The following is a 20,994-nucleotide window of genomic DNA, read 5'->3' on the forward strand; positions in this document are numbered from 1 at the left end:
CCGATCGGCAAGGTATATCGGAACAATGCGCACGGCCATCCCGGAAGCCGCCCTTCTGCAGCGACTCTGGCAGTCCGCCCCGTCGATGATGGGTGCCGGCAGCTTCGAGGGCTACCTGCTCGTCACCAACCCGGCCTTCGGCCGGCTCCTCGGCTGGTGCCCCGACGAGCTCAGGTCGGTGCCGTACTGGGAGCTCGTGCACCCGAAGGACCGGCTCGACGCCGACCTGGCCCGCCGGTGCCTGCTCGACGACGGCACGATGGACGGCTACGAGGTCCGGTTGCTGTGCCGTGACGGCAGTTACCGGTGGACCCGGTGGGACGGCGTCGCGGTCGCCGACGAGCAGTTGCTGTACCTGGTGGGCATGGACATCAGCGACCGGCGCCCGCCGGAGCCGCACCGGGAGGTGGTGGCCACCTGGCGGTGGGACCTCGCGTCCGACACGGTCAGCGGCTCGGCGGCGTTCCACGAGCTGTTCGGGCTGCCGGCCGACACGCCGTTCACCGCCGAGCGCGTGCTGGCCGCGGTGCACGCCGACGACCGTCCCGTGATCGAGGACGCGATGAAGGACGCGCTCGACAGCGGCGAGCAGTACGCCGCCGACTACCGCGTCCCCCGGGACGGCTGCGCGCCCCGATGGGTGCACGCGTCGGGCCGGGTGGTCACGTACGCGGGCGACCGCCCCCGGCGGGTGGCCGGCATCGCGATCGGCTCCCAGGCGCCGGAAGCCACGTAAGCAACCGTTCCGCACCCGACGAGCCACCCGAACGCAACAGGTTCTCGTCAGGTCGGTGACCGCGCGACCGAACTCCCCACGTGCGGCTGACTCCGATCGAAGACGACCACGAGGCCGAGTACTGGGTTCGCCAGATCTACTTCGGCACCGGTATCGCGGTCATCGTCACGTCGCTCGCGATGCTCCGGGTCGCGCTGGACTGGGACACCGAGTTGCGGTGGTGGCTCATCCCGCTCGGGCTGGCGGTGCTGGCGCAGGCGTCCGCGTTCCCGTTGCCGTGGGCCCGCATCGTGCGGCGGCCGCATGCCCGCGAGTTCCTCTTCAGCTGGTGGGTGTCCGAGCTGCCGCTGATCTACCTGTACGCGTCCAACGACCGGCTCGCCATCGCCGTCTACGTCGCCGCCGTCACGTTGGTGATCATGCTCGCGGCGGCCCTGTACCCACCCCGCGAGGTGATCGGTCTGGGCATGCTGTCGATGATCGGGCTCGCCGTGCTGATCCTCGACCGGCCGACCGGCAACACGGGCAGCGTGGTGGTGCTGGGCGCGGCCCTCGCCACGGTCTCCACGGTGGCCGCGGTCACCGCCAACAACCGGTACCGGCAGGACGACCACCGCCGGTCGACCGAGCGCCGCACCGAACTGCTGCTGGAGAGCGCGTCCGACGTCGTGGTCGCCGTCGACCCGGACGGCACGGTCAGCTACGCCAGCCCTGCCGTGCGCACCGTGCTCGGGCACGCGTCCGACGCGCTGCGTGGGACCCGGTTCGGCGACCTCGTGCACACCGACGACGCGTTGCGCTTCACCGACTGGATCGCCGCCCTCGCGAGCGGCCGGGCCGGCGACACCGACCGCGTCGAGGTCCGCGCCCACCGCGCCGACGGCTCGGTGATCTACGTGGACGTGCTGGGCCGCAACCGCACCGACGACCCCGACCTGTCGGCGTGCGTGCTCGGGCTCCGCGACATCAGCTCGCGCCGTGCCCTCGAGGTGCAGCTGACCAGGCAGGCGTTCGGCGACTCGCTGACCGGCCTGGCCAACCGGGCGCTGTTCCACGACCGGCTGGCCAACACCATCGCCCGGCTCGGCCGGGACGGCGCCCAGGTCGCCGTGATCCTGGTGGACCTCGACGACTTCAAGCTCGTCAACGACAGCCTCGGCCACAGCGCCGGCGACCGGCTGCTCACGATCATCGCCGACCGGCTGCGGGCGCAGGTGCGTCCGGGCGACACCCTGGCCCGGCTCGGCGGCGACGAGTTCGCGCTGATCGTCGAGAACCTCGACGAGTTCGGCGCCGCGCAACTGGCCGAGCGCGTGCTCGCCGTCACCCGGGAGCCGATCCGCCTCGACGCCCGCGACGTCGTCTGCACGATGAGCGTCGGCGTCGCGGTGGCCAAGGCCGGCGACGACTGCGACACCGAGGAACTGCTGCGCAACGCCGACCTCGCGATGTACGCCGCGAAGCGGGACGGCCGCGACCGGTTCGCGGTCTTCGACCCGGTCATGTACACCGACATCACCCGCGAGACCCAGCAGCGCGCCGACCTGGAGCGCGCCCTCGACGAGGACCAGTTCGTGCTCTACTTCCAGCCGATCGTCGACCTCACCACCCGCCGCCTCGTCGGTGTGGAGGCACTGGTGCGCTGGCACCACCCGGTCGACGGGCTCGTCGGCCCGGACACGTTCATCCCGATCGCGGAGGCCACCGGGCTGATCGTCCCGCTCGGCCAATGGATCATCCGGCAGGCGGTGCGGCAGCTCGCGCAGTGGCACCGCGACAACCCGGCCACCACCCACCTGCGCATGAGCATCAACGTGTCCGGCCGCCAGTTCCAGGGGTCCGGCCTGGTCGAGGAGGTCACAGCCGTCCTCGCGGAGACCGGCGTCGACCCGAACGCGATCGTGCTGGAGATCACCGAGTCGATGCTGATGCAGGACGTGGACGCCACCGCCCTCATGCTCCAGGAGCTGCGTGACCTCGGCGTGCGCGTCGCCGTCGACGACTTCGGGACGGGGTACTCGTCGCTGAGCTACCTCAAGCGCTTCCCCGTCGACATCCTCAAGGTCGACCGCTCGTTCGTCGGCGGCCACAACGCCGACGACACGACGCTGGCCGACGCCGTGCTCGGCCTCGGCCGCGCGCTGCAGCTGCAGACGGTGGCCGAGGGCATCGAGACCGACACCCAGTGGTCGACGATGCGCGACCTGGGCTACGACTACGGCCAGGGCTACCTGTTCGCCCGGCCGGCCTCGGCGGTGCACATCGACCAGTTGATGGCGGATCCGACGAGCCCGCTGCCCAGCGTCTAGGTTGGCAGGGTGGCACGCAGCATCTACATCGCCGAGAACGGCGCCGGGGCGGGAAAGTCGGCGGTGGCACTCGGTATCGCCGAGCTCCTGTCCCGCCGGGTACCGGAGCTCGGCGTATTCCGGCCGCTCGTCGTCGACGCCGACCGCGACGACACGATCGACCTGATCCGCGCCCGGTACGGCGTCGACATCCCGCGCGCGGAGCTGTACGGCGTCACGTACGCCGAGGCGGCGGCGATGGTCGCCGACGGCCGCCGGGAGGACCTGCTGGCCCACATCGTCGACCGGTACCGGGCCGTCGATCGGCGCTGCGGCGCGGTCGTGGTGGTCGGCAGCGACTTCGACGACGGTCACCACAAGGCGGCCGGCGGCCTCAGCCGCGAGCTCGCGTTCAACGCCCGGCTGGCGACGGAGTTCGGCAGCGTCGTGGTGGCCGTGGTGAACGGCGCGGCGTCGGAGGCGGCGGCGTTACCGGACCAGGCCCGGTCGGCGTACCACAGCCTCACCGACCTCGACGCGACGGTCGCGGCCGTCGTCATCAACCGGGCGCCGCCGTCGCCTCCCTCGGCGACAAACCAGCTGTTGTCAGCGTTGCGGCCGCCCGACCTGCCGGTGCCGTCGTTCGTCATCCCGGCGGTCGCGACGCTCGGCGCGCCGACCGTCGCGGAGGTCGCGGCGGCGTTGGGCGCCGAGGTGGTGACGGGCGACAGCGCGGCCCTCGGCCGCGACGTGCTCGGGTACGTGGTGGGTGCCGCGCAGGTGCCGCAGGTGCTGGCCCACCTGACGCCGGGCGCGCTGATCATCACGCCGGGCGACCGCAACGACCTGCTGGTGGCGACCGCGGCGGCACAGGTCGCCGGCGTCACGTCGGCCGCCGGCATCGTGCTCACGCTCGGGATCGAGCCCGACCCGGTGGCGCTGAAGGTGTTCGAGGGGCTCGGCTCGGGGCTCGCGGTGCTGCGGGTCGAGACCGGCAGCTTCGGGACGATCGCCGCGTCGACGCGCATCGAGCACCGGTTGTCGGCCGCGTACCCGCGCAAGGTGGAGGCGGCGCTCGGCGTGTTCGAGTCCTATGTGGACGGTGGTGAGCTCTCCCGCGTCCTCGACGTGAGCCGGTCCACGCGCGTGACGCCGATGATGTTCGAGTACGAACTGCTCGACCGGGCGCGGGCCGACCGGCGGCGGGTCGTGCTGCCCGAGGGCACCGAGGAGCGCATCCTGCGCGCGGCCGACACGCTGCTGCGGCGGGGTGCCGCCGACCTGACGCTGCTCGGCGACCCGGACACGGTCCGGCGCAAGGCCCGCGACCTCGGCCTGGACCTCGAGGCCGCCGACGTCGTCGACCCGGTCACCAGCGACCTGCGCGACGGGTTCGCCGAGCAGTACGTGGAACTGCGCCGCCACAAGGGAATGACGTCGGACCTCGCGCACGACGTCATGCGCGACGTGAACTACTTCGGCACCATGATGGTCCACAATGGACACGCCGACGGGATGGTGTCGGGCTCGGTGCACACCACGGCGGCCACGATCCGGCCGGCGTTCGAGATCGTGAAGACGCGTCCGGGCGTCTCGGTCGCGTCGAGCGTGTTCCTCATGCTGCTGCCCGACCGGGTGCTCGTCTACGGCGACTGCGCCGTCAACCCCGACCCTGACGCGACCCAACTGGCCGACATCGCGCTGTCGTCGGCGGAGACCGCGGCGGCGTTCGGCATCGAGCCGAGGGTCGCCATGCTCTCCTACTCCACCGGCGCGTCCGGCGCCGGTGCCGACGTCACGAAGGTGGCCGAGGCGACCGAGCGGGTGCGCAAACTCCGACCCGACCTGCCGGTGGACGGCCCGATCCAGTACGACGCGGCGATCGACCCCGCGGTGGCGTCCACGAAAATGCCCGACAGCACGGTGGCCGGTCGGGCCACCGTGTTCGTGTTCCCCGACCTCAACACCGGCAACAACACCTACAAGGCGGTGCAGCGGTCGGCCGGCGCGGTCGCCGTCGGCCCGGTGCTGCAGGGCCTGCGGCGTCCCGTCAACGACCTGTCCCGGGGCGCCACCGTGAAGGACATCGTGAACACGGTCGCGATCACGGCGGTGCAGGCGGCCCTGTCCCAATGAGGCGCCGGTTCAGATACTCGCGTTCGGCGTCGTTGTCGACGAGGTCCAGCGCCGCGCGGTAGGCCGCGGCGGCCTCGGCGGTGCGGCCGTCGCGGCGGAGGATGTCGGCCTTGACGGCGGGCAGGTAGTGGTAGCCGTCGAGCCGGCCGTCCCGTTCCAGGGCGGCGATCTCCGCGAGGGCCGCCGCCGGGCCGTCCACCATCGCGAGCGCGACCGTCCGGTTCAGCGCGACCACCGGCGACGGCCAGGCCTTCAGCAGTTCGTCGTAGAGGCCGACGAGCTGCCGCCAGTCGGTGTCGGCGTAGGTCGGCGCGATCGCGTGCAGCGACGCGATCGCGGCCTGCAGCGCGTAGCGGCCGACCCGTCCCGTGCGGAACGCGTCGAGGACGACCCGGCGGCCCTCGTCGATCATCGCCCGGTCCCAGCGCGAGCGGTCCTGCTCCTCCAGGGTCACGAGGCGGCCGTCGGCGTCGGTGCGGGTGGCCCGGCGGGCGTCGGTGAGCAGCAGCAGCCCGAGCAGGCCGCGCACCTCGGGTTCGTCGGGCATCAGCGCGTGCAGCGTCCGGGCCAGGTGCAGCGCGCGGTCGACGAGGTCGGCGCGCACCAGGTCGGCGCCCGTCGGCGCGGTGTGCCCGGTGGTGTAGAGCAGGTGGACGACGCTCAGCACGGCGTCGAGCCGCTCGGGGAGCTCCGCCGCGCCGGGCACCCGGTACGGGATCCGCGCCGCGGTGATCTTCTTCTTCGCCCGGGTGAGCCGGGCGGCCATCGTGGTCTCCGGCACGAGGAACGCGTGCGCGACGTCGCCGGTGGCCACCCCGCACACCAGCCGCAGCGTGAGCGCGACCTGCGCCTCGCGGGCGAGCGCCGGGTGGCAGCAGGTGAAGATCAGCCGGAGCCGGTCGTCGGCGACGGCCTCCTCGTCGGGCTCCTCCGGTGCCGCCGCCTCGTCCTCGACGAGCATCGGCATCTTGGCGCGGAACACCGTGTCGCGGCGCAGCACGTCGAGCGCCTTGCGCCGGGCGGTGGTGGTCAGCCAGGCGCCCGGCTTGTGGGGGACGCCGTCGCGCGTCCAGGCGTCGAGCGCGGCGACGTAGGCGTCCTGGACGCACTCCTCGGCCACGTCGAGATCGCCGGTGACGCGCGCCGTCGCGGCGAGCACGAACGCCCACTCCCGACGGTGCGCGTCGGCGATCGCGCGTTCCGCCTGTTCCCGACTCACCCGGTAGGTGGGAGGAACAGCGGGCGGACCTCGACGCCGCCGTCGATCGTGGCCGGGTTCAGCTTGGCGATCGCGACCGCCGTGGCGTCGTCGGGCGCCTCCAGGACGTAGAAGCCCGCCGCCACCTCCTTGGCCTCGATGAACGGGCCGTCGGTGACCACGTCGCCGCGGATCGCGGTGGCCGTGGTGCTCGGCTGCAGGGCGAACCCGGTGACGATCCGCCCGCCCAGCTCCGCCACCTGCGCGGGGTAGCGATCGAGCAGCTCCAGGTAGTCCGGCGTGATCGACATCGGGTCGGCCGGAGCGGGCGAGAAGATCAGGACTGCATACTGCGGCATCGGTTCCTCCTCGGTCTCCCATCCGATCCTTCCGGACGCCGTTATCCGGTTGTTCGGCGGCATGGGGGTCTGCTGCACTCGAGGCATGGACCGGTCACCCCGGGAAGACAAGACGCGCGACTACGAGCGGCAGTCGGTCAGCGCCGCGCGCCACGGGTTGCGCAAGCAGCGGCACCGCATCAAGACGGCGGCGCACCGCCGCTACCGGCGCGCGGAGTCGGTCGCGCTGGCCCAGGCGGAGACGCTCTCCGACGACCGCAACGCCGACGACGTCGAGGCGCGGATCGGCACCACCCGGCGCGAGCGGGACCACTACCGCGGCAGCCCGCCGACCCTGGCCGACCACGTCACCGACCGGCTGGTCGAGCGGTTCCTCGACATGGTCGACACGTTCTCCGCCGGGCCGTACCGTCCGGAGACCCAGGGCCCCCGCACCGACGAGGCCCTCACCGGGATCACCCGGGAGCGGCCGGGCGGCCGGGCCACCCCGTGGTTCACCCGCACCACGCTCGACCTCGACGACCTGCTTCCGGAACCGGTCTTTCCGGGACGCCGGTGGGCACAACGCAACACCGAGCGCCGCCGCGAGTGGTTCGCCGCGTTCCTCGCCGACCGGCCCGGGTGGGAGGCACGGCTGGTCCGCTGGCTCGCCGACCGGGCGCCCTGATACGGGAGGCACGGCTGGTCCGCTGGCTCGCCGACCGGGCGCCCTGATCCAGGCCCGGTTCAGCGGCGCGGCATGTCGATCCGGTCGCCGGCCTGGTCGAAGAAGTGCAGCCGGGTCACGTCGACCGCCACCGTCACCGGGTGGCCGGTCGCGATGCCGGGGTAGGGCGCCAGCCGCACCGTGAGCTCACCGGGCTGGCGCTGGTGCCGGCCGCTGATCCGCTCCTCCACCGGCTCCCGCACCGGCCGGCTGTTCAGCCGGGCCAGGATCCCGCGGACGCCGCGCCGGGCCGGACGGGTGGTGCGGTCGTGCCCGGTCTCGTCGACCTGCACGGCCGTGGAGCCGATGTCGAGGTAGGCCAGCGACTCGTGTCCGTGGTGCTCCAGGTACCGGACCCGGCCGTGCAGCACGTTGTCGGTCTCGCCGGCGCCGACCGGGGTGAGCGCCTCGGCGCGGAAACCGACCGCGATCCGCTCCCCGTGGTAGCGGGCCAGCATCCGGGCCTGCATGTGCAGCCACGGCAGGCGCAGTTCCTGCTCGCCCACGCCCTGCCCGCCGAACCGGATGCCGACGTACTCGTCGAGCACGACGCCGACGCTCGCCTCCATCAGGTTCATCCTCGGGTTGCCGAGGAACGCCGCCACGTACAGCGTCGCCGGGCGCGTGTACACCTGAGTCGGCGGGCCGAGGTCCTGCAGCACCCCGCGCTTGAGGATCGCCACCCGGTCGGCCATCGTCAGCGCCTCGGTCTGGTCGTGCGTCACGTAGATGCACGTCGAGCCGAGATCCTTGACCACCTCGACGATCTCGGCGCGCAGCTCGCTGCGGAGCTGGGCGTCGAGATCCGACAGCGGCTCGTCCATCAGGAACAGGCGGGGGTTGCGCACCAGGGCCCGGCCCATCGCGACGCGCTGCCGCTGGCCGCCGGACAACTGGCTCGGCCGCCGTTCGAGCAGCCCGCCGATGCCCAGCGCCGACGCCACCGCGAGCACCTTCTCGTGCCGCGCCACGTCGTCGAAGCCGGCCCACCGCAGCGGGAAACCGATGTTCTCGGCCACGTTCATGTGCCGGTAGAGCGCCAGTTCCTGGAACACCATCGCCACGTCGCGTCCGGCGAACGCCACGCTGCGTGCGGGACGGCCGTCGAGCATCACCTGGCCCGACGTGGGCAGTTCGAGGCCGGCGACCATGCGCAGGAGCGTGGTTTTACCGCACCCGGAGGGACCGAGCAGCACGACGAGTTCGCCCGGACGCACGTCCAGGCTCACGGTGTCGACCGCTACCGTTCCCCCCGGGAAGACCTTGGATACGTCCCGCAGCAGGACCTCCACGGCCACCTCCCCATCGCCAGCACGGAGACTCTCACCACTGTGACCGGACGATGACCATCGGGTGAACGGCTTAATCTGACCCCGCGACCGACCGTGGCGTCAGTCCGTATCCGGACCGGTGCGCAGCGCGACCCGATCCAGGTACAGCATCTGAACAGTAGCCACGATCAGGAGCAGCGCCACGAACACGACTGCGGGTAGCGCGAGCCCGACCGGGAACCCGTCGTCGATCCGGCGGGCGTAGACCGCCCGGGCGGTGAGTTCCACCAGGTAGAGCGGACCGGTCCGGTGCTGCGGATCCGGCCCGGCGAGCATCGGCCAGAGCAGGTCCTGGGCCCGGAAGAGCCAGGTGGCGAGGAACGCGACGCCCACCATCGGCAGCACCGGCAGCAGCAGCGTCGCGCTGCGCACCGGCCGCCCCCGCCCCAGCACCGCCTCGCCGCGCGCCGCCTGACCCGCGAACAGCAGCGTGAGCAGGAACAGCACCGGCACCACCACGAACGTCGGCGGCACGAGACCGAGGAACGAGTCGAGCACCTCCCACCTCCGGGCCCGCTCGAAGTGGCTGACCGACACCGGACCCAGCCCCACGAACAGGAAGAGCCCGAACGGCAGCAGCAGCCACTCGCTGTGCCGGCCGAGCGGGCGCAGCCAGCCGATCCCGTACGCGGCGAGCACGGTCACCGCCATCGCGACGAGCGTGGAGATCAGCGACGGGACCCAGGTCGACACGCCGACGCCGGACGGGACCTGGCCGTACGCGTCGGACCGCGGGCCGAACAGGTCGGCGAGCCACGGCCACAGGCCCACCACCGTCAACACCAGCACCGTCACCCCGACGACGCCCGCCACCACCGCGCCGCCGATCCGCAGGGCCTTCGGCGTCGGCCCGACCGGGCCGGACGGCGGCACCGCCAGCCGCGCCCGGCTCACCACGAGGGCGACCGTGACCAGCAGGCCGAGCAGGACGAAGAGCACGAGCAGCACCGTCGAGCCGGCCGCCGACACCCCGGGCCGGGCGTACAGGAACGCGAACCGGTAGATCACCTGCATCGGGTAGGCCTTGCGCGGGCCGCCCGGCCCCGGCGCGCCCACGTACGTGTAGGTGAACTCCTGGAACGCCACCGCGAGCACGGCCGCCGCGCCGACACCGGCCACCAGGAGGAGGGCGGGAACCGGGGACCGGGTGGGGTCGCGCCGGCGCAGCACCGCGAGGTACCCGAGCACGGCCAGCGCCGTGAACAGCCCCAGCGTCGACCACCAGTACAGCGCCAGCTCGCCCCGCGCGTCGGCCGGCCGCCCGGCGTCCCACTGCCCCGCGATCGCGACGGCGACCGGCGCGTAGGCGGCCAGCGGCAGCACGAGCGCGACCCGCACCAGCCGGCGCACGACGGTGCCGCCGGCCTGCGCGGCGACCGCCAGCACCGGCGCGACGACCACCACCAGCAGCAGGGGAACCGCCGCCAGCCGCAGCCCGTTCAGGAGGCTGCCGCCGAAGCCCAGCCGGAAGATGTCCCCGTAGTTGCCGAAGCCGTAGACGGGCTCCGGGTCGCCGATCCACCGGCTGTTCTCGTCGAAGCTCGTGACCACCGTGTCGAACGCCGGCAGCACCACCGAACCGACCAGCATGGCCAGCGCAGGCACCACCAGCAGGGCGCCGACCAGACTTCTCCCCCGTGACATGCGCGCCATCGTAGGATGCCGATGGCGTACCCGCGGGACGGTGCCACCATGGAACGGTGATCCGCCTCGACCTGGCCATCCGGCTCCGCGACGCCGGTGTGACGTGGCAGCCCGCCACCGGCGACCACTTCGCGATCCCCGACCGTGACCTCGACGACGAGACGTTCGTCCTCAGCGACATGATCGTCGGAATCCACGAGCTGCCGCGGGGCACCGTGATCGGGTTCAACGGCACCACCGAGTGGGCCCTCGACGACATCGAGCGCGACGAGGCGATCTGGCTGCCCCGCGAGGACCAGCTCCGCGACATGCTCGGTGACGCGTTCCAGCGCCTGGAACACGACGGCGACGGGTACCGCGTGGTCGTCGACGGCCAGCCGGACGTGCTGGCCGCGAGCCCGCCCGACGCCTACGCGGCCGCGGTCCTGTACCGGCTGGTCGGCACTAGCCCCAGTGCTGGGGAGCCGACTGCCGGGTCGTGACGTTGATCCGGTTGAAGAAGTTCGTCGTCGCGATCCACAGCACGATCGCCGCGAGTTGCTGCTCGGTGAAGTGCTCCGCGGCGGCGTCCCACACGGCGTCCGGCACGGCGTCCGGGGTGTCGGCCAGCCGGGTGGCCGCTTCGGCCAGGGCGAGCGCGGCCCGCTCGGGCTCGGTGAAGTACGGCGTCTCCCGCCACACCGCGACGGCGAACAGCCGGTCGTCGCTCTCGCCGCCCTTGCGCATCGCGCGGGCACCCGAGTCGACGCACGGCGCGCAGCCGTTGATCTGGCTGGCGCGCAGGTGCACCAGCTCCAGCGTCGCGTTCGGCACACCGGCCGAGTGCGCCGTCTTGTAGAGGATGTTGACCGCCTGGACCGCGTCGGGCAGCAGGGCGGCGGGGTTGGTGATGCGCGGCTCCATGATTCACTCCTCTGTCACATCCGTGCCTCGGTGCACGTCACCCTTACGACTCCCGCCCGGCGGGTGGTTGTGACACATGTGGTCTCCATCACAAAGGGGATGAACGGTGACCGATCAGGACGTGTTGGCCCGGCGGTTCGAGGCCGACCGGCCCCGGCTGCGCTCGGTGGCACACCGGATGCTCGGCTCGGCCGCCGAGGCCGACGACGCCGTGCAGGAGGCGTGGCTGCGCCTGCGGCGGGTGGACGCGGACACCGTCGACAACCTCAGCGGCTGGCTCACCACGGTGGTGGGGCGGGTGTGCCTGGACATGCTGCGCTCCCGCGCGGTCCGGCGGGAGGACCCGCTCGACGGGGCACCGCCGGAGGCTGCGCCCACCGCAGGTGCCGGAATCCCCGACCCCGCGCAGACCGCCGAACTCGCCGACTCGGTGGGCGTGGCGCTGCTCGTGGTGCTGGAGACGCTCACCCCGACCGAGCGGCTCGCGTTCGTGCTGCACGACCTGTTCGCCGTCCCCTTCGAGGAGATCGCCCCGATCGTGGGCCGCACCCCGACGGCGGCGCGTCAACTGGCCAGCCGCGCGCGTCGTCGGGTCCAGTCCGAGCCCGCGGAGCTACCGGCCGCGCCGGGGGCCGTGCGGCAGCGGCGGGTGGTCGAGGCGTTCCTGGCCGCGTCGCGCGGCGGCGACTTCGAGACGCTGCTCACGCTGCTCGACCCCGACGTGGTGCTGCGCATCGACCAGCCCGCCCGGCGGCTGGGCGCGCCCGCCGACATGCACGGCCGGGACGCCGTGGCGCGGTTCTTCAACGGACGGGCCCGGGCCGCACGGCCCGCGTTCGTCGACGGTGCCCCCGCCGCGGTGGTGCTGGCCGGCGGCCGGCCGCGCGTCGTGATCATGTTCATCGTCGTCGACGACACGATCATCGGGATGGAGGCCGTGGCCGACCCCGAGGTGATCGGCGGGCTGGAGGTGGTCCTGACGTAGGCTCGCCGGGTGGAGCCGGCCAGCGTCATTGCCATGCCCGGGCTGCCCGGCCGGGTCACCGTGTACGAGGTGGGGCCCCGCGACGGGCTGCAGAACGAGTCCGCGGTGGTCCCGGTCGCGGTCAAGGCGGAGTTCGTCCGGCGGCTGGTCGCGGCCGGGCTGCCGGCGGTCGAGCTGACGAGCTTCGTGCCGCCGTCGTGGATCCCCCAGCTCGCCGACGCGGCCGAACTCATGGACCTGCTCGCCGCCGACCTCGCGCCGGGCCGGCGGTACCCCGTCCTCGTGCCGAACGCGCGCGGCCTGGACCGCGCGCTCGCGGCCGGCGCCACCGAGATCGCCGTGTTCGCGAGCGCCACCGAGACGTTCGCCCGCCGCAACCTCAACCGGACGGTCGCCGAGTCGCTGGACATGTTCCGGCCGGTGGTCGAGGCCTCGCTGGCGGCGGGCCGGAACGTGCGGGGCTACGTCTCGATGTGCTTCGGCGACCCGTGGGAGGGCGCGGTGCCGGTCGACCAGGTGGTCGGCGTGGCCCTGGCGCTGGCCGGGATGGGCTGCGCCGAGATCTCCCTCGGCGACACCATCGGGGTCGCCACGCCCGGGCAGGTGGCTCGGTTGCTGGCCGCGCTGGACGCGCGCGGGCTGCCGGTCTCCCGGCTCGCGGTGCACTTCCACGACACCTACGGCCAGGCGCTGGCCAACACGCTGGTGGCGCTCCAGCACGAGGTCACGACGGTGGACGCGTCGGCGGGCGGGCTGGGCGGCTGCCCGTACGCGAAGTCGGCGACCGGCAACCTGGCCACCGAGGACCTGGTCTGGCAGCTGCACGGGCTGGGCATCGAGACCGGCGTCGACCTCGGCGCGCTGGTCGCGACGAGCGTCTGGATGGCCGGCGAGCTGGGCCGGCCGAGCCCGTCCCGGACGGTGACCGCGCTCGCCTCATGAGCCGTCGCGGCGTGCCGATAGGTGTCGGTGGGTCTGTCCACGTCGCTGCCGCGCACGCTGGGGTTCACCGGGCTGTACCTGGTGGCCACGATCGCCGGCCGGATGACCGTCCTCGACAAGACCAACCTCAGCCTGGTGTGGCCGGCGGCGGGCGTGTCGGCGATCTGGTTCCTCGTCCAGCACCGCTCGCGGTGGCGGGCGCTCGACGTGCTGGCGCTCGCCGCCGTGACCGTCGTGGTGAACGTGGCCACCGGGGTGGCGCCGTGGTTGGCGCTGTTCTTCGTGGTGGCCAACGTGGCCCAGGCGGAGCTGTTCGCGTACCTGTTCCACCGGTGGCTGCCGCACCTGTGGGGCGGCGGCGGGACCCGGCCGTTGGCGCGGCTTTCCGAGCTGTGGCGACTCGTCGCCGCCGCGCTGCTGGGCACCACGTGCGGCGCGTTGATCGGCCCCACCGGCGTGTGGATCGCGCAGGGCGCGTACTCGTGGTCGGCCACGGCCGTCTGGATGACCCGCAACACCGCCAGCATCCTGCTGATCGGCGCCGCCGGGATCAGGCTGGGTCAGTTCCTGCACGGCCCGTGTCCTGGTCAGGTGTGGACGCGGCTGAGAGCGGCCGTCAGCGCCGAGTACATCGTGGTGGTGGTGCTGTCGGCGGTGAGCTACGTGCTGGTGTTCGGCGTCCACCACGACCTGCCGCTGGCGTTCACGTTGCTGGTGATGACGGTGTGGGCCGGGGTGCGGCTGCGCACCGGGTTCGTGATCCTGCACGACCTGACGTTCGGCACGGTGGCCGTCCTGTTCACCCTGCACGGCACCGGGCCGTTCGCGGCGATACCGGGCCACGCCGCGCGGGCGCTGGTCGCCCAGCTGTTCGTCGGCATGGTGGCCGTCGTCGGTCTCGCGCTGGCCCTCGGCCGCGACGAGCGCGAGGAGCTCATCGAGGTGCAGCGCAGCGCCCAGGAGGCGGCCACCGGCCAGGCGCGGCTGCTGAGCACCATCGTCGACTCGATGAGCGAGGGCCTCACCGTGGTCGACGAGCAGGGCCGGATGCTGCTGCGCAACCCCGCCGTCCGCGACCTCATGGGCGGCTTCGTCACCGGCACCGGGCAGCTGGCCCAGCCCGGCTTCTACGGGCTGTTCCACCTCGACGGCACGCCGATCGACGGGTCGGAGATGCCGCACCGGCGGGCCATCGCCGGCGAGGACGTCCACGACCAGGACGTGCTCGTGCGCAACGCCGGCGTGCCCGACGGACGCATCCTCCGGGTGAGCTCGACCGCGCTGCCCGGCACCCGCGACGGGCACCGGTACGCGGTCACCGTCTTCCACGACGTCACCGCCGAACGCCGGCACCGCGACGAACTGGCGTCGTTCGCCGGCGTGGTCGCGCACGACCTCCTCAACCCGCTGACCACCGTGGAAGGGTGGGCGGAGGCGCTCGACGAACTGTTGCAGGACGCCGGCGACACACCGGTCGCGGCCGAGGCGGCCGGCGGGGTGACGCGCATCCGGCGCGCCGCCCGCCGCATGCGCAACCTCATCAACGACCTCCTCGCCTACACCACCGCCCGCGACGCCACCGTGGCACCGGTGTCGGTGCGGCTCGACGAGGTGGTCGAGGACATCGCGACCGCGCGCATCGACCAGGCGCAGAGCAGCGGGAAGCCGGTGCCGGTCTTCTCCCGGCCGGATCCGTCCGTGGTGCACGCCGACCCGGTGCTGCTGCGGCAGCTGCTCGACAACCTCATCAGCAACTCCATCAAGTACACCGAGCCCGGGGTGGTGGCCCGGGTCGACGTCGTCACCGAGGAGCGGCCGGACGGCCGGGTGGCCGTGCACATCTCCGACAACGGCATCGGCATCCCGGCCGGGCAGCACGAGACCATCTTCGACAACTTCCACCGCGCGCACCGGTCGGCCGGGTACGCCGGGACCGGGCTGGGGCTGGGGATCTGCAAGCGGATCGTCGAACGGCACGGCGGCACCATCGTGGCGACCGACAATCCGGCGGGTCGCGGGTCGCGGTTCACGTTCACGCTGCCGGCGGAGGGCGGGACGATCCCGGTGGACCACGAGCCGGTGCCGCCCGCTCCGGCCGAGGCCCCGCCACCGGTGGCGACTCCTGCCCCACCCGCTCCCGGACCGGTGTCGCCCTCGCCGCCCGCGCCTTCGCCGGCCGAGACCGCGACCGCGCCGGCGGAACGGTTCGACCGGGCGGCCAACCTCGTGCTGGAGTACCTGCACGAGCAGTTCCCGCTGGCGTTCTGGGCCGTCACCCGGGTGGAGAACGGCCGGCAGACGTACCTGTACCTCGACGCCGACAACGGGTACGGGCTGCGGCAGGGCGGCAGCCACCCGTGGGAGGACAGCTTCTGCATCCACATGGCCGCCGGCCGCGCGCCGACGGTGGCGCCCGACGCGCAGTCGGTTCCCGAGTACGCGCGGGCGGGCGTCAACGACCTGGTGCGGATCGGCACGTACGCCGGTGCGGTGATCAGCGAGAGCGACGGCTCGGTGTTCGGGGCGATCTGCGGGCTCGACCCGGAGGCCCGCACGAACGACCGTCGCCTGGCCGACGCCCGGCCGCAACTGGCCCTGCTCGGGCAGTTGCTGACCGCCGTGCTGGCCGCCGACCGCGCGTACGGCCGGGCCAGCCACGCGTTACTGATGGAGCGGGTGGCCGCGGCCGAGACCGACCGGCTCACCGGCCTGCCCAACGCGCGGGGGTGGGAGCGCATCCTCGCGGAGGCGCGGGCCGCCTACGAACGACTCGCCGACCCGACGGTCGTCGTGTGGCTCGACGTGCTCCCACCGTCCACAATGGACGTGCCGCCGGGAGCGCGACCCCGCGCGACCGGCCCGAGCGCCGCGGACGCCTACCGCCTGGCCGCCGCCGGCGCCGCCCGCCGGGCCCTGCGCGACGGCGACGTCCTCGCCCGCGTCGACGACGACCGCTTCGGCCTCCTGCTCCACTGCGAGGAGTCGGCCGCGAAGACCGTCGTCACCCGGCTGCGCATCGAACTCGACGCCGCGGGCGTCGCGGGCACGGTGGAGTACGAGGCGTGGACCACCGGGTTCGCGATGGCCCGGTGACCGTCCATTTAGGAATGACTTGAGGTTCGAGGTGCGCGGTGGCGCCTACGGTCGAGGCATGGCTGACGATGTGCACGCGAACCTCGACGAGCTGGGCCGGCTGTCGGCGGAGGTCGCCGCGGCGGGCGACACGATGGCCGGTGGCCAGACCACCGCCGGAAGCGTCGATCCCGTCGAGGGCGCCACGTTCGGCAACACGCCGGGCGCGATCGCCTGCTACAGCGCGTTCTGCGACGCGAAGGAGACGGCGAAGACCGCCTACGACAACCTCGTCTCGGCACTCGCCGCCGACACGGCCCGCCTCGATCAGGTCATCACGCTGTTCCAGCAGACCGACGAGGCCACCGCCGACAGCATGGTCGCGGCCGGGCCGCAGTCCCTCACCGTGATGAGCGGCCACGTACACAGCGGCAACAAGCTGGCCGACGACTACCTCCGCGGCGAGCAGCTGCGCACCATGGCGGGGCACGCCTCCACCGTCACCGGCCCGGCGCTGCTCGGCTTCGACGGCAACGAGAACACCGGCGCCAACTTCGGCAGCCTCCGCGAGGACACGCGCACCGGCCTGCCCGCCGGCGCCACCGACGACGACAACTACTCGGCCCGCGCGCTCACCGGCTTCGGCGAGATCGGCTACACCGATCTGGCCCCGACCGGCGCCACCTCGAACGACGGCGAGGGCCAGCAGATCGACCACATCCGGGCCAGCGGCCTGGCCGGCACCAACGCCCGCGTGGTCGACGGCGGCCCCTCCGACCACCAGGGCCAGACCGTCGACGTCACCGTCGCGGAGTGGTGAGGTCCACCTCGGCCACGGCGACGGCGCGGCCCTCGTCGACGGTCGACGTGTCGGGCAGCGCGCTCGGGTACGGGTGCCCCGCCGCGGCCGCGTCGCGGGCGACCTGGGCCTCGCGACCGTTCTCGTCGAGCACGAAGCCCGACTCGTCGCGGTCGCCGGCGACGGTGCCCGTCAGGTCACCGTCGCGCACGAGGACGGCGTTGCCGAAGGACTCGTACCTCCAGTCGTCGGGGTCGCCGAAGTCGAGGAAGCCGTCGCCGAAATGCTGCTTCTGGTCGGCCTCCTGGTAGCGCACCTCCCATTGGGAGCCGTCGCTTTCCAGGTGGTGCTCCAGCTCGCCCAGGTCGTTCCGGAAGACCTCCTGGACGGTGACCACGTCGGCGCCGTTCCCGTGGACGATGTCGGCGATCTCGTCCATCTCCGCGGTCTCGGTGCCCTCGTCGGCGTGGTCCATGCCGAGAAGGTGCGCGCCCTGCCAGACGTTTCCCTTGCCCTGCCCCACGTTGAGGTTCAGCAACGTGAGCGTGTTCGGTTCCCAGCGCTCCAGCACCGTGGCCAATCCGTCGCGGGCGTCGCGCAGCGCCGACTCCGCGGCGACCAGGTCGGCGTCGACGGTCGACCGGATCTCGCCGGTGTTGGCGATGACCGCCCGGACCAGGTCGGCCTGTGCCTCGTCGGCCGGGTGGAACTCCACGCCGCCGCTCGACGTCGCCTCGTGCGGCACCGCGTCGAGCGCGGCCCGCTGCGCGTCGAGTTCCACCTGACCCCACCGCAGGATCGCCGCCACGGCGTCGATCCGGTCGGCGCCACCGGTCAGCAGCACCGCCAGCGTTCCCAGCCCGCCGGTGAGGTCGGCCCGGTGGCTCTGGTAGCTGTCGGCGCTCGCGCCCACCCACGACCCGGTGAACGCGACCGTTGCGGCCGCCTGGTCGACGGTCAACTGCGCCGACGCCGCCAGCAACGCCCGCGCCCGCCACTGCCCGGCCACCTCTTCCAGGACACCCGGGTCGGCCCCGAGGGCAAAGCGCTTGGGGCCGGTGGAGATCGGCGTGGGTTCCGGCATCCTCATCACCTCCGCGCACCCAGGATGCCCGCCCCACCCACCTCGTCGCGACGCCGTCACCCCGGATTTAGCACGCTTTTAGCGCACCGGTGGGTCAGGTGAGCGGCAGCCAGCACAGGCCGCCGGGCTCGTCGCAGGAGCGGAGCCAGTGGGAGACCCGGAGCGAATCGGGGTCGAAGGCGACCGTCCACTGTCGACCGTCGCTGGTTCGCAGCTGGATCGCGCGGTCGCCCGTGAAGCGGACCTCGTCGACGCGCAGGCCCGGGTTGTCGAGGGGATGGTCGAGGACGGCGATGAAGTCGCTGCGGCGGCTCCACAGGCCCGCGCGGGACTCGACGTGGTACTCCTCGAACCAGAAGTCGGCGTCCTCGTCGCCCCGCTGTGACGTGGTGACCACCTCGAACCGCCCGTCCGGTGAGCGGCCCACGACCTCCTCCGACACCTGCCGGAAACCCGGTTCGTCGTCGGCGTACAGGTGGCGGTTCAGCACCACCACGCCGGCGACCAGCATCGACAGCGCGACGGTCACCGCGGCCAGCGCGATGCCCAGCCGGCGCCGCAGGCCGACCAGCATCGTCGCCACCGCCAGGCCCGCCGCGACGCCGTAGATGACGAACACCACGGTCTCGTCCGACACCGGTTCCAGCACGAGCAGGCGGAACGGGTTCACCCACATCGCCTGCACCGCGGTCCAGCCGATCACCAGCACCGCCGCCAGCGCGTAGCCGGCTCGCCGGCGGCCGCGCCGCTCGTGCAGCACGGCCAGGGACAGTCGACCCATCAACGAGAGAGACACGCGGGCCATCGTAGGTGGCCGATGAAAGGCCGACGCGGGACTTCACCGGATCTCCACGGCATCCGCCCGGCCCCACCTCCCCGGGATCCCGCGCAGGGCGAGCCCGCCGAACCGGTCCGGCACGTGCGGGTCGACGACCAGCCGCCCGTCCGAGGCCCGCAACCCCAGCAGGCAGCGCAGCAGCAGCAACGGCGTTCCCGCCGCCCACGCCTGCGGGGAGCACGCGGTGGGGTAGACGACCGGCGTCGCGTTCAAAGACCGCGACGTGCCGACGTACACCTCCGGCAACCGGAAACCGCTGTGGGCAGCCGCCTCCAGGAGGGCGACGGACAGCGTCGCCGCCTCGGCGCGGCGGCCGTAGCGGGTGAGTCCGGCGACGGCGAGCGCGGTGTCGTGCGGCCACACCGTCCCACGGTGGTAGCCCATCGGGTTGTACGGCCGCTGCCCGGCGGCGAGCGTGCGGACGCCCCAGCCGGAGAACAGCGCGGGCCCGAGCAGGTGGTCGACGATCCGGTCGACGTGGTCGTCGGGCACGATCCCGCTCCACAGCAGGTGCCCGATGTTCGACGTCAGCGTGCGGACGGGCACCCCGTCGCCGTCCACCGCCAGCGCGTAGAAGCCGAGGTCGGGGAGCCAGAAGGCGGCCTCGAAGCGGTCCCGCAGGGCCCGGGCGCGGTTCTCCAGCCCGAGCGCGAACCCGGGATCGCCCCACACGCACCGGAAGAGCCGCGCCGAGCGCACCAGCGCGTCGTAGGCGTAGCCCTGGAGCTCGCAGGTGGCGTGCGGCAGCGGTGCGAGCCGGCCGTCGGGGTGCACGATCGCGTCGGCCGAGTCCTTCCAGCACTGCACCGGCAGGCCGGACACCGGATTCCGGGTCTCGTACGTGATGAACCCGGTGTCCAGCCAGGCGAGCGCGGCGCGGGCGGCGCCCTCCAGGTCGCGCACGGTGGACGCGTCGCCGGTCCAGCGTTCGTACTCGTCGAGCACGATGAGGAACAGCGGGGTGGCGTCGGCCGAGCCGTAGTAGGGCGCGTGCGGCCGCTCGCCGACGTGCACCAGTTCGCCGTGGCGCAGTTCGTGCGGGATCTTGCCCGGCTCCGCGTCCCGGAAGTCGTCGACCGCGTCGGCCTGCAGCGCCGCGAGCGCGCGCAGCGTGGCCCGGCACAGGTCGGGCGCGAACGGCAGCGCCTGGTAGCTGGTGATCAGGCTGTCCCGGCCGAAGAGGGCCATGAACCACGGCAGGCCGGCGGCCGGTACCGCGCCTTCGAGATCGGGCGGAAGATCGGGGACGAAGCGCAGCGCCGCCAGGTCGGCCAGGCTGGTCCGGTACACGCGGTCCAGGTCGTCCCAGCCGGTTTCGAGACGCGGCAGCGCGGCCAGCCATTCCTCCGTCCCCATGATCGGTGCCGCGGCCCGGACCGGCGGACCCACCTCGACCCGGATCTCCACCGACCACTCGGCCGCCGGCTCCAGCCGCACCCGGAACACCAGCGATCCGGCGGTGAGAACCGCGCCCGGCGCGCGGATCACGGTCTCCCGCCGGAAGTCCGCGCGCCGGTAACCCAGTTTCACGGCGTCGCGGGCGACCTCAGACCACGCTTCACCGGCCTTGTTCAGGCGATCCTTGACCTCGAACAGGTCGGCGAAGTCGGCCTCGAACAGCACCGACAGCTCGATGGTCCGGGCCGCGTCGCCGTGGTTGGCGAGCCGTAGCTCCTCCCGCATGCCGGCACCGACCGTCCGGCGCCGCGTCAGCGCGAGCGTCGGGTCGCGGTAGATCGTTCCGGTCGGCTCGACCAGCGTGAACACGGCCTCGTCGACGGTGGTGGCGGCGCCGTGGAGGGCGTCGAGGGGATGACCGTCGAGCCGCACCTCCCACCGCGACAGGTGCCGGGTGTCCCGGTGGAACAGGCCGGTGGGGTCCTCCCGGTCGGGGGTGACGTCGCCCCGACCGTCGCTGACGACGAACGTCGTGCCGTCGAGAACGCTCACCCGCGACGAGCGCCGGAGCGGAA

The 20,994-nt window shown here is 73.0% G+C and carries 17 protein-coding genes; 9 read left to right on the forward strand and 8 right to left on the reverse strand.

The window, feature by feature from the left end:
• The first annotated feature begins 25 nt into the window (after positions 1 to 25).
• From Vau01_RS10780 to pta, 3 genes are all read left to right on the forward strand, one after another.
• Positions 26 to 736: a PAS domain-containing protein gene (locus tag Vau01_RS10780; protein ID WP_203990136.1), complete on the forward strand. Its 711-nt coding sequence runs from the start codon at positions 26 to 28 to the stop codon at positions 734 to 736.
• A gap of 80 nt (positions 737 to 816) precedes the next feature.
• On the forward strand, positions 817 to 3,045 hold the full coding sequence (locus tag Vau01_RS10785; RefSeq protein ID WP_203990138.1) for a putative bifunctional diguanylate cyclase/phosphodiesterase: 2,229 nt from the start codon (positions 817 to 819) through the stop codon (positions 3,043 to 3,045).
• Between the two features lie 9 nt (positions 3,046 to 3,054).
• Positions 3,055 to 5,160: a phosphate acetyltransferase gene (pta, locus tag Vau01_RS10790; RefSeq protein WP_203990140.1), complete on the forward strand. Its 2,106-nt coding sequence runs from the start codon at positions 3,055 to 3,057 to the stop codon at positions 5,158 to 5,160.
• Here pta and Vau01_RS10795 read toward each other — a convergent pair.
• Positions 5,129 to 6,319, reverse strand: coding sequence for an RNA polymerase sigma factor (locus Vau01_RS10795; protein WP_203991019.1), 1,191 nt, complete (start codon positions 6,317 to 6,319; stop codon positions 5,129 to 5,131). The genes pta and Vau01_RS10795 overlap by 32 nt on opposite strands.
• Before the next feature lie 56 nt (positions 6,320 to 6,375).
• A complete protein-coding gene (locus Vau01_RS10800) occupies positions 6,376 to 6,717 on the reverse strand; it encodes a YciI family protein (protein ID WP_203990142.1) in 342 nt (113 codons plus the stop codon).
• Between the two features lie 85 nt (positions 6,718 to 6,802).
• On the opposite strand from Vau01_RS10800, the gene Vau01_RS10805 reads away from it, so the two are divergent.
• Positions 6,803 to 7,384, forward strand: a complete 582-nt coding sequence (locus Vau01_RS10805) for a hypothetical protein (RefSeq protein ID WP_203990144.1) — start codon at positions 6,803 to 6,805, stop codon at positions 7,382 to 7,384.
• 59 nt (positions 7,385 to 7,443) lie between these two features.
• Here the strand turns inward: Vau01_RS10805 and Vau01_RS10810 are convergent, their stop codons facing one another.
• Complete coding sequence (locus Vau01_RS10810; RefSeq protein WP_444546026.1) at positions 7,444 to 8,721, reverse strand: ABC transporter ATP-binding protein; 1,278 nt, start codon at positions 8,719 to 8,721, stop codon at positions 7,444 to 7,446.
• Between the two features lie 93 nt (positions 8,722 to 8,814).
• Positions 8,815 to 10,398 (reverse strand): hypothetical protein, encoded by a 1,584-nt coding sequence (locus Vau01_RS10815; RefSeq protein WP_203990148.1) that lies wholly within the window; start codon positions 10,396 to 10,398, stop codon positions 8,815 to 8,817.
• A 56-nt stretch (positions 10,399 to 10,454) separates the two neighbouring features.
• Between Vau01_RS10815 and Vau01_RS10820 the strand changes: the two genes are divergently transcribed.
• Entirely contained in the window at positions 10,455 to 10,880 is a 426-nt protein-coding gene (locus Vau01_RS10820) for a pilus assembly protein CpaE (protein ID WP_203990150.1), read from the forward strand.
• Here the strand turns inward: Vau01_RS10820 and Vau01_RS10825 are convergent.
• Positions 10,843 to 11,301, reverse strand: coding sequence for a carboxymuconolactone decarboxylase family protein (locus tag Vau01_RS10825; RefSeq protein WP_203990153.1), 459 nt, complete (start codon positions 11,299 to 11,301; stop codon positions 10,843 to 10,845). The two genes, Vau01_RS10820 and Vau01_RS10825, sit on opposite strands and share 38 nt — an antisense overlap.
• Positions 11,302 to 11,407: 106 nt before the next feature.
• Between Vau01_RS10825 and Vau01_RS10830 the strand changes: the two genes are divergently transcribed.
• From Vau01_RS10830 to Vau01_RS10845, 4 genes are read left to right on the forward strand one after another with little or no spacing between them, the layout of a single operon-like run.
• On the forward strand, positions 11,408 to 12,286 hold the full coding sequence (locus Vau01_RS10830) for a sigma-70 family RNA polymerase sigma factor (RefSeq protein WP_203990155.1): 879 nt from the start codon (positions 11,408 to 11,410) through the stop codon (positions 12,284 to 12,286).
• A 9-nt stretch (positions 12,287 to 12,295) separates the two neighbouring features.
• On the forward strand, positions 12,296 to 13,228 hold the full coding sequence (locus Vau01_RS10835; protein WP_239151481.1) for a hydroxymethylglutaryl-CoA lyase: 933 nt from the start codon (positions 12,296 to 12,298) through the stop codon (positions 13,226 to 13,228).
• Between the two features lie 21 nt (positions 13,229 to 13,249).
• Positions 13,250 to 16,321, forward strand: coding sequence for an ATP-binding protein (locus Vau01_RS10840; protein WP_239151482.1), 3,072 nt, complete (start codon positions 13,250 to 13,252; stop codon positions 16,319 to 16,321).
• A gap of 58 nt (positions 16,322 to 16,379) precedes the next feature.
• On the forward strand, positions 16,380 to 17,120 hold the full coding sequence (locus tag Vau01_RS10845) for a hypothetical protein (RefSeq protein WP_203990157.1): 741 nt from the start codon (positions 16,380 to 16,382) through the stop codon (positions 17,118 to 17,120).
• Here Vau01_RS10845 and Vau01_RS10850 read toward each other — a convergent pair.
• The 3 genes from Vau01_RS10850 to Vau01_RS10860 form a co-directional block, all read right to left on the reverse strand.
• Positions 17,101 to 18,183: a hypothetical protein gene (locus Vau01_RS10850; protein ID WP_203990159.1), complete on the reverse strand. Its 1,083-nt coding sequence runs from the start codon at positions 18,181 to 18,183 to the stop codon at positions 17,101 to 17,103. The genes Vau01_RS10845 and Vau01_RS10850 overlap by 20 nt on opposite strands.
• Positions 18,184 to 18,277: 94 nt before the next feature.
• Entirely contained in the window at positions 18,278 to 18,979 is a 702-nt protein-coding gene (locus Vau01_RS10855; protein ID WP_203990161.1) for a hypothetical protein, read from the reverse strand.
• Between the two features lie 42 nt (positions 18,980 to 19,021).
• Positions 19,022 to 20,971 (reverse strand): amylo-alpha-1,6-glucosidase, encoded by a 1,950-nt coding sequence (locus Vau01_RS10860; RefSeq protein WP_239151483.1) that lies wholly within the window; start codon positions 20,969 to 20,971, stop codon positions 19,022 to 19,024.
• Positions 20,972 to 20,994 lie beyond the last annotated feature (23 nt).

The sequence above is a fragment of the Virgisporangium aurantiacum genome, from assembly GCF_016863635.1.
Taxonomy (GTDB): Bacteria; Actinomycetota; Actinomycetes; order Mycobacteriales; family Micromonosporaceae; genus Virgisporangium; species Virgisporangium aurantiacum.

Excerpts from the sequence above, each read along its gene's own strand:
- Vau01_RS10800 (WP_203990142.1), bottom strand. The coding sequence starts at position 6,717 with ATGCCGCAGTATGCAGTCCTGATCTTCTCGCCCGCTCCGGCCGACCCG.
- Vau01_RS10845 (WP_203990157.1), top strand. The coding sequence starts at position 16,380 with ATGGCTGACGATGTGCACGCGAACCTCGACGAGCTGGGCCGGCTGTCG.
- Vau01_RS10815 (WP_203990148.1), bottom strand. The coding sequence starts at position 10,398 with ATGTCACGGGGGAGAAGTCTGGTCGGCGCCCTGCTGGTGGTGCCTGCG.
- Vau01_RS10850 (WP_203990159.1), bottom strand. The coding sequence starts at position 18,183 with ATGCCGGAACCCACGCCGATCTCCACCGGCCCCAAGCGCTTTGCCCTC.
- Vau01_RS10825 (WP_203990153.1), bottom strand. The coding sequence starts at position 11,301 with ATGGAGCCGCGCATCACCAACCCCGCCGCCCTGCTGCCCGACGCGGTC.
- Vau01_RS10780 (WP_203990136.1), top strand. The coding sequence starts at position 26 with ATGCGCACGGCCATCCCGGAAGCCGCCCTTCTGCAGCGACTCTGGCAG.
- Vau01_RS10805 (WP_203990144.1), top strand. The coding sequence starts at position 6,803 with ATGGACCGGTCACCCCGGGAAGACAAGACGCGCGACTACGAGCGGCAG.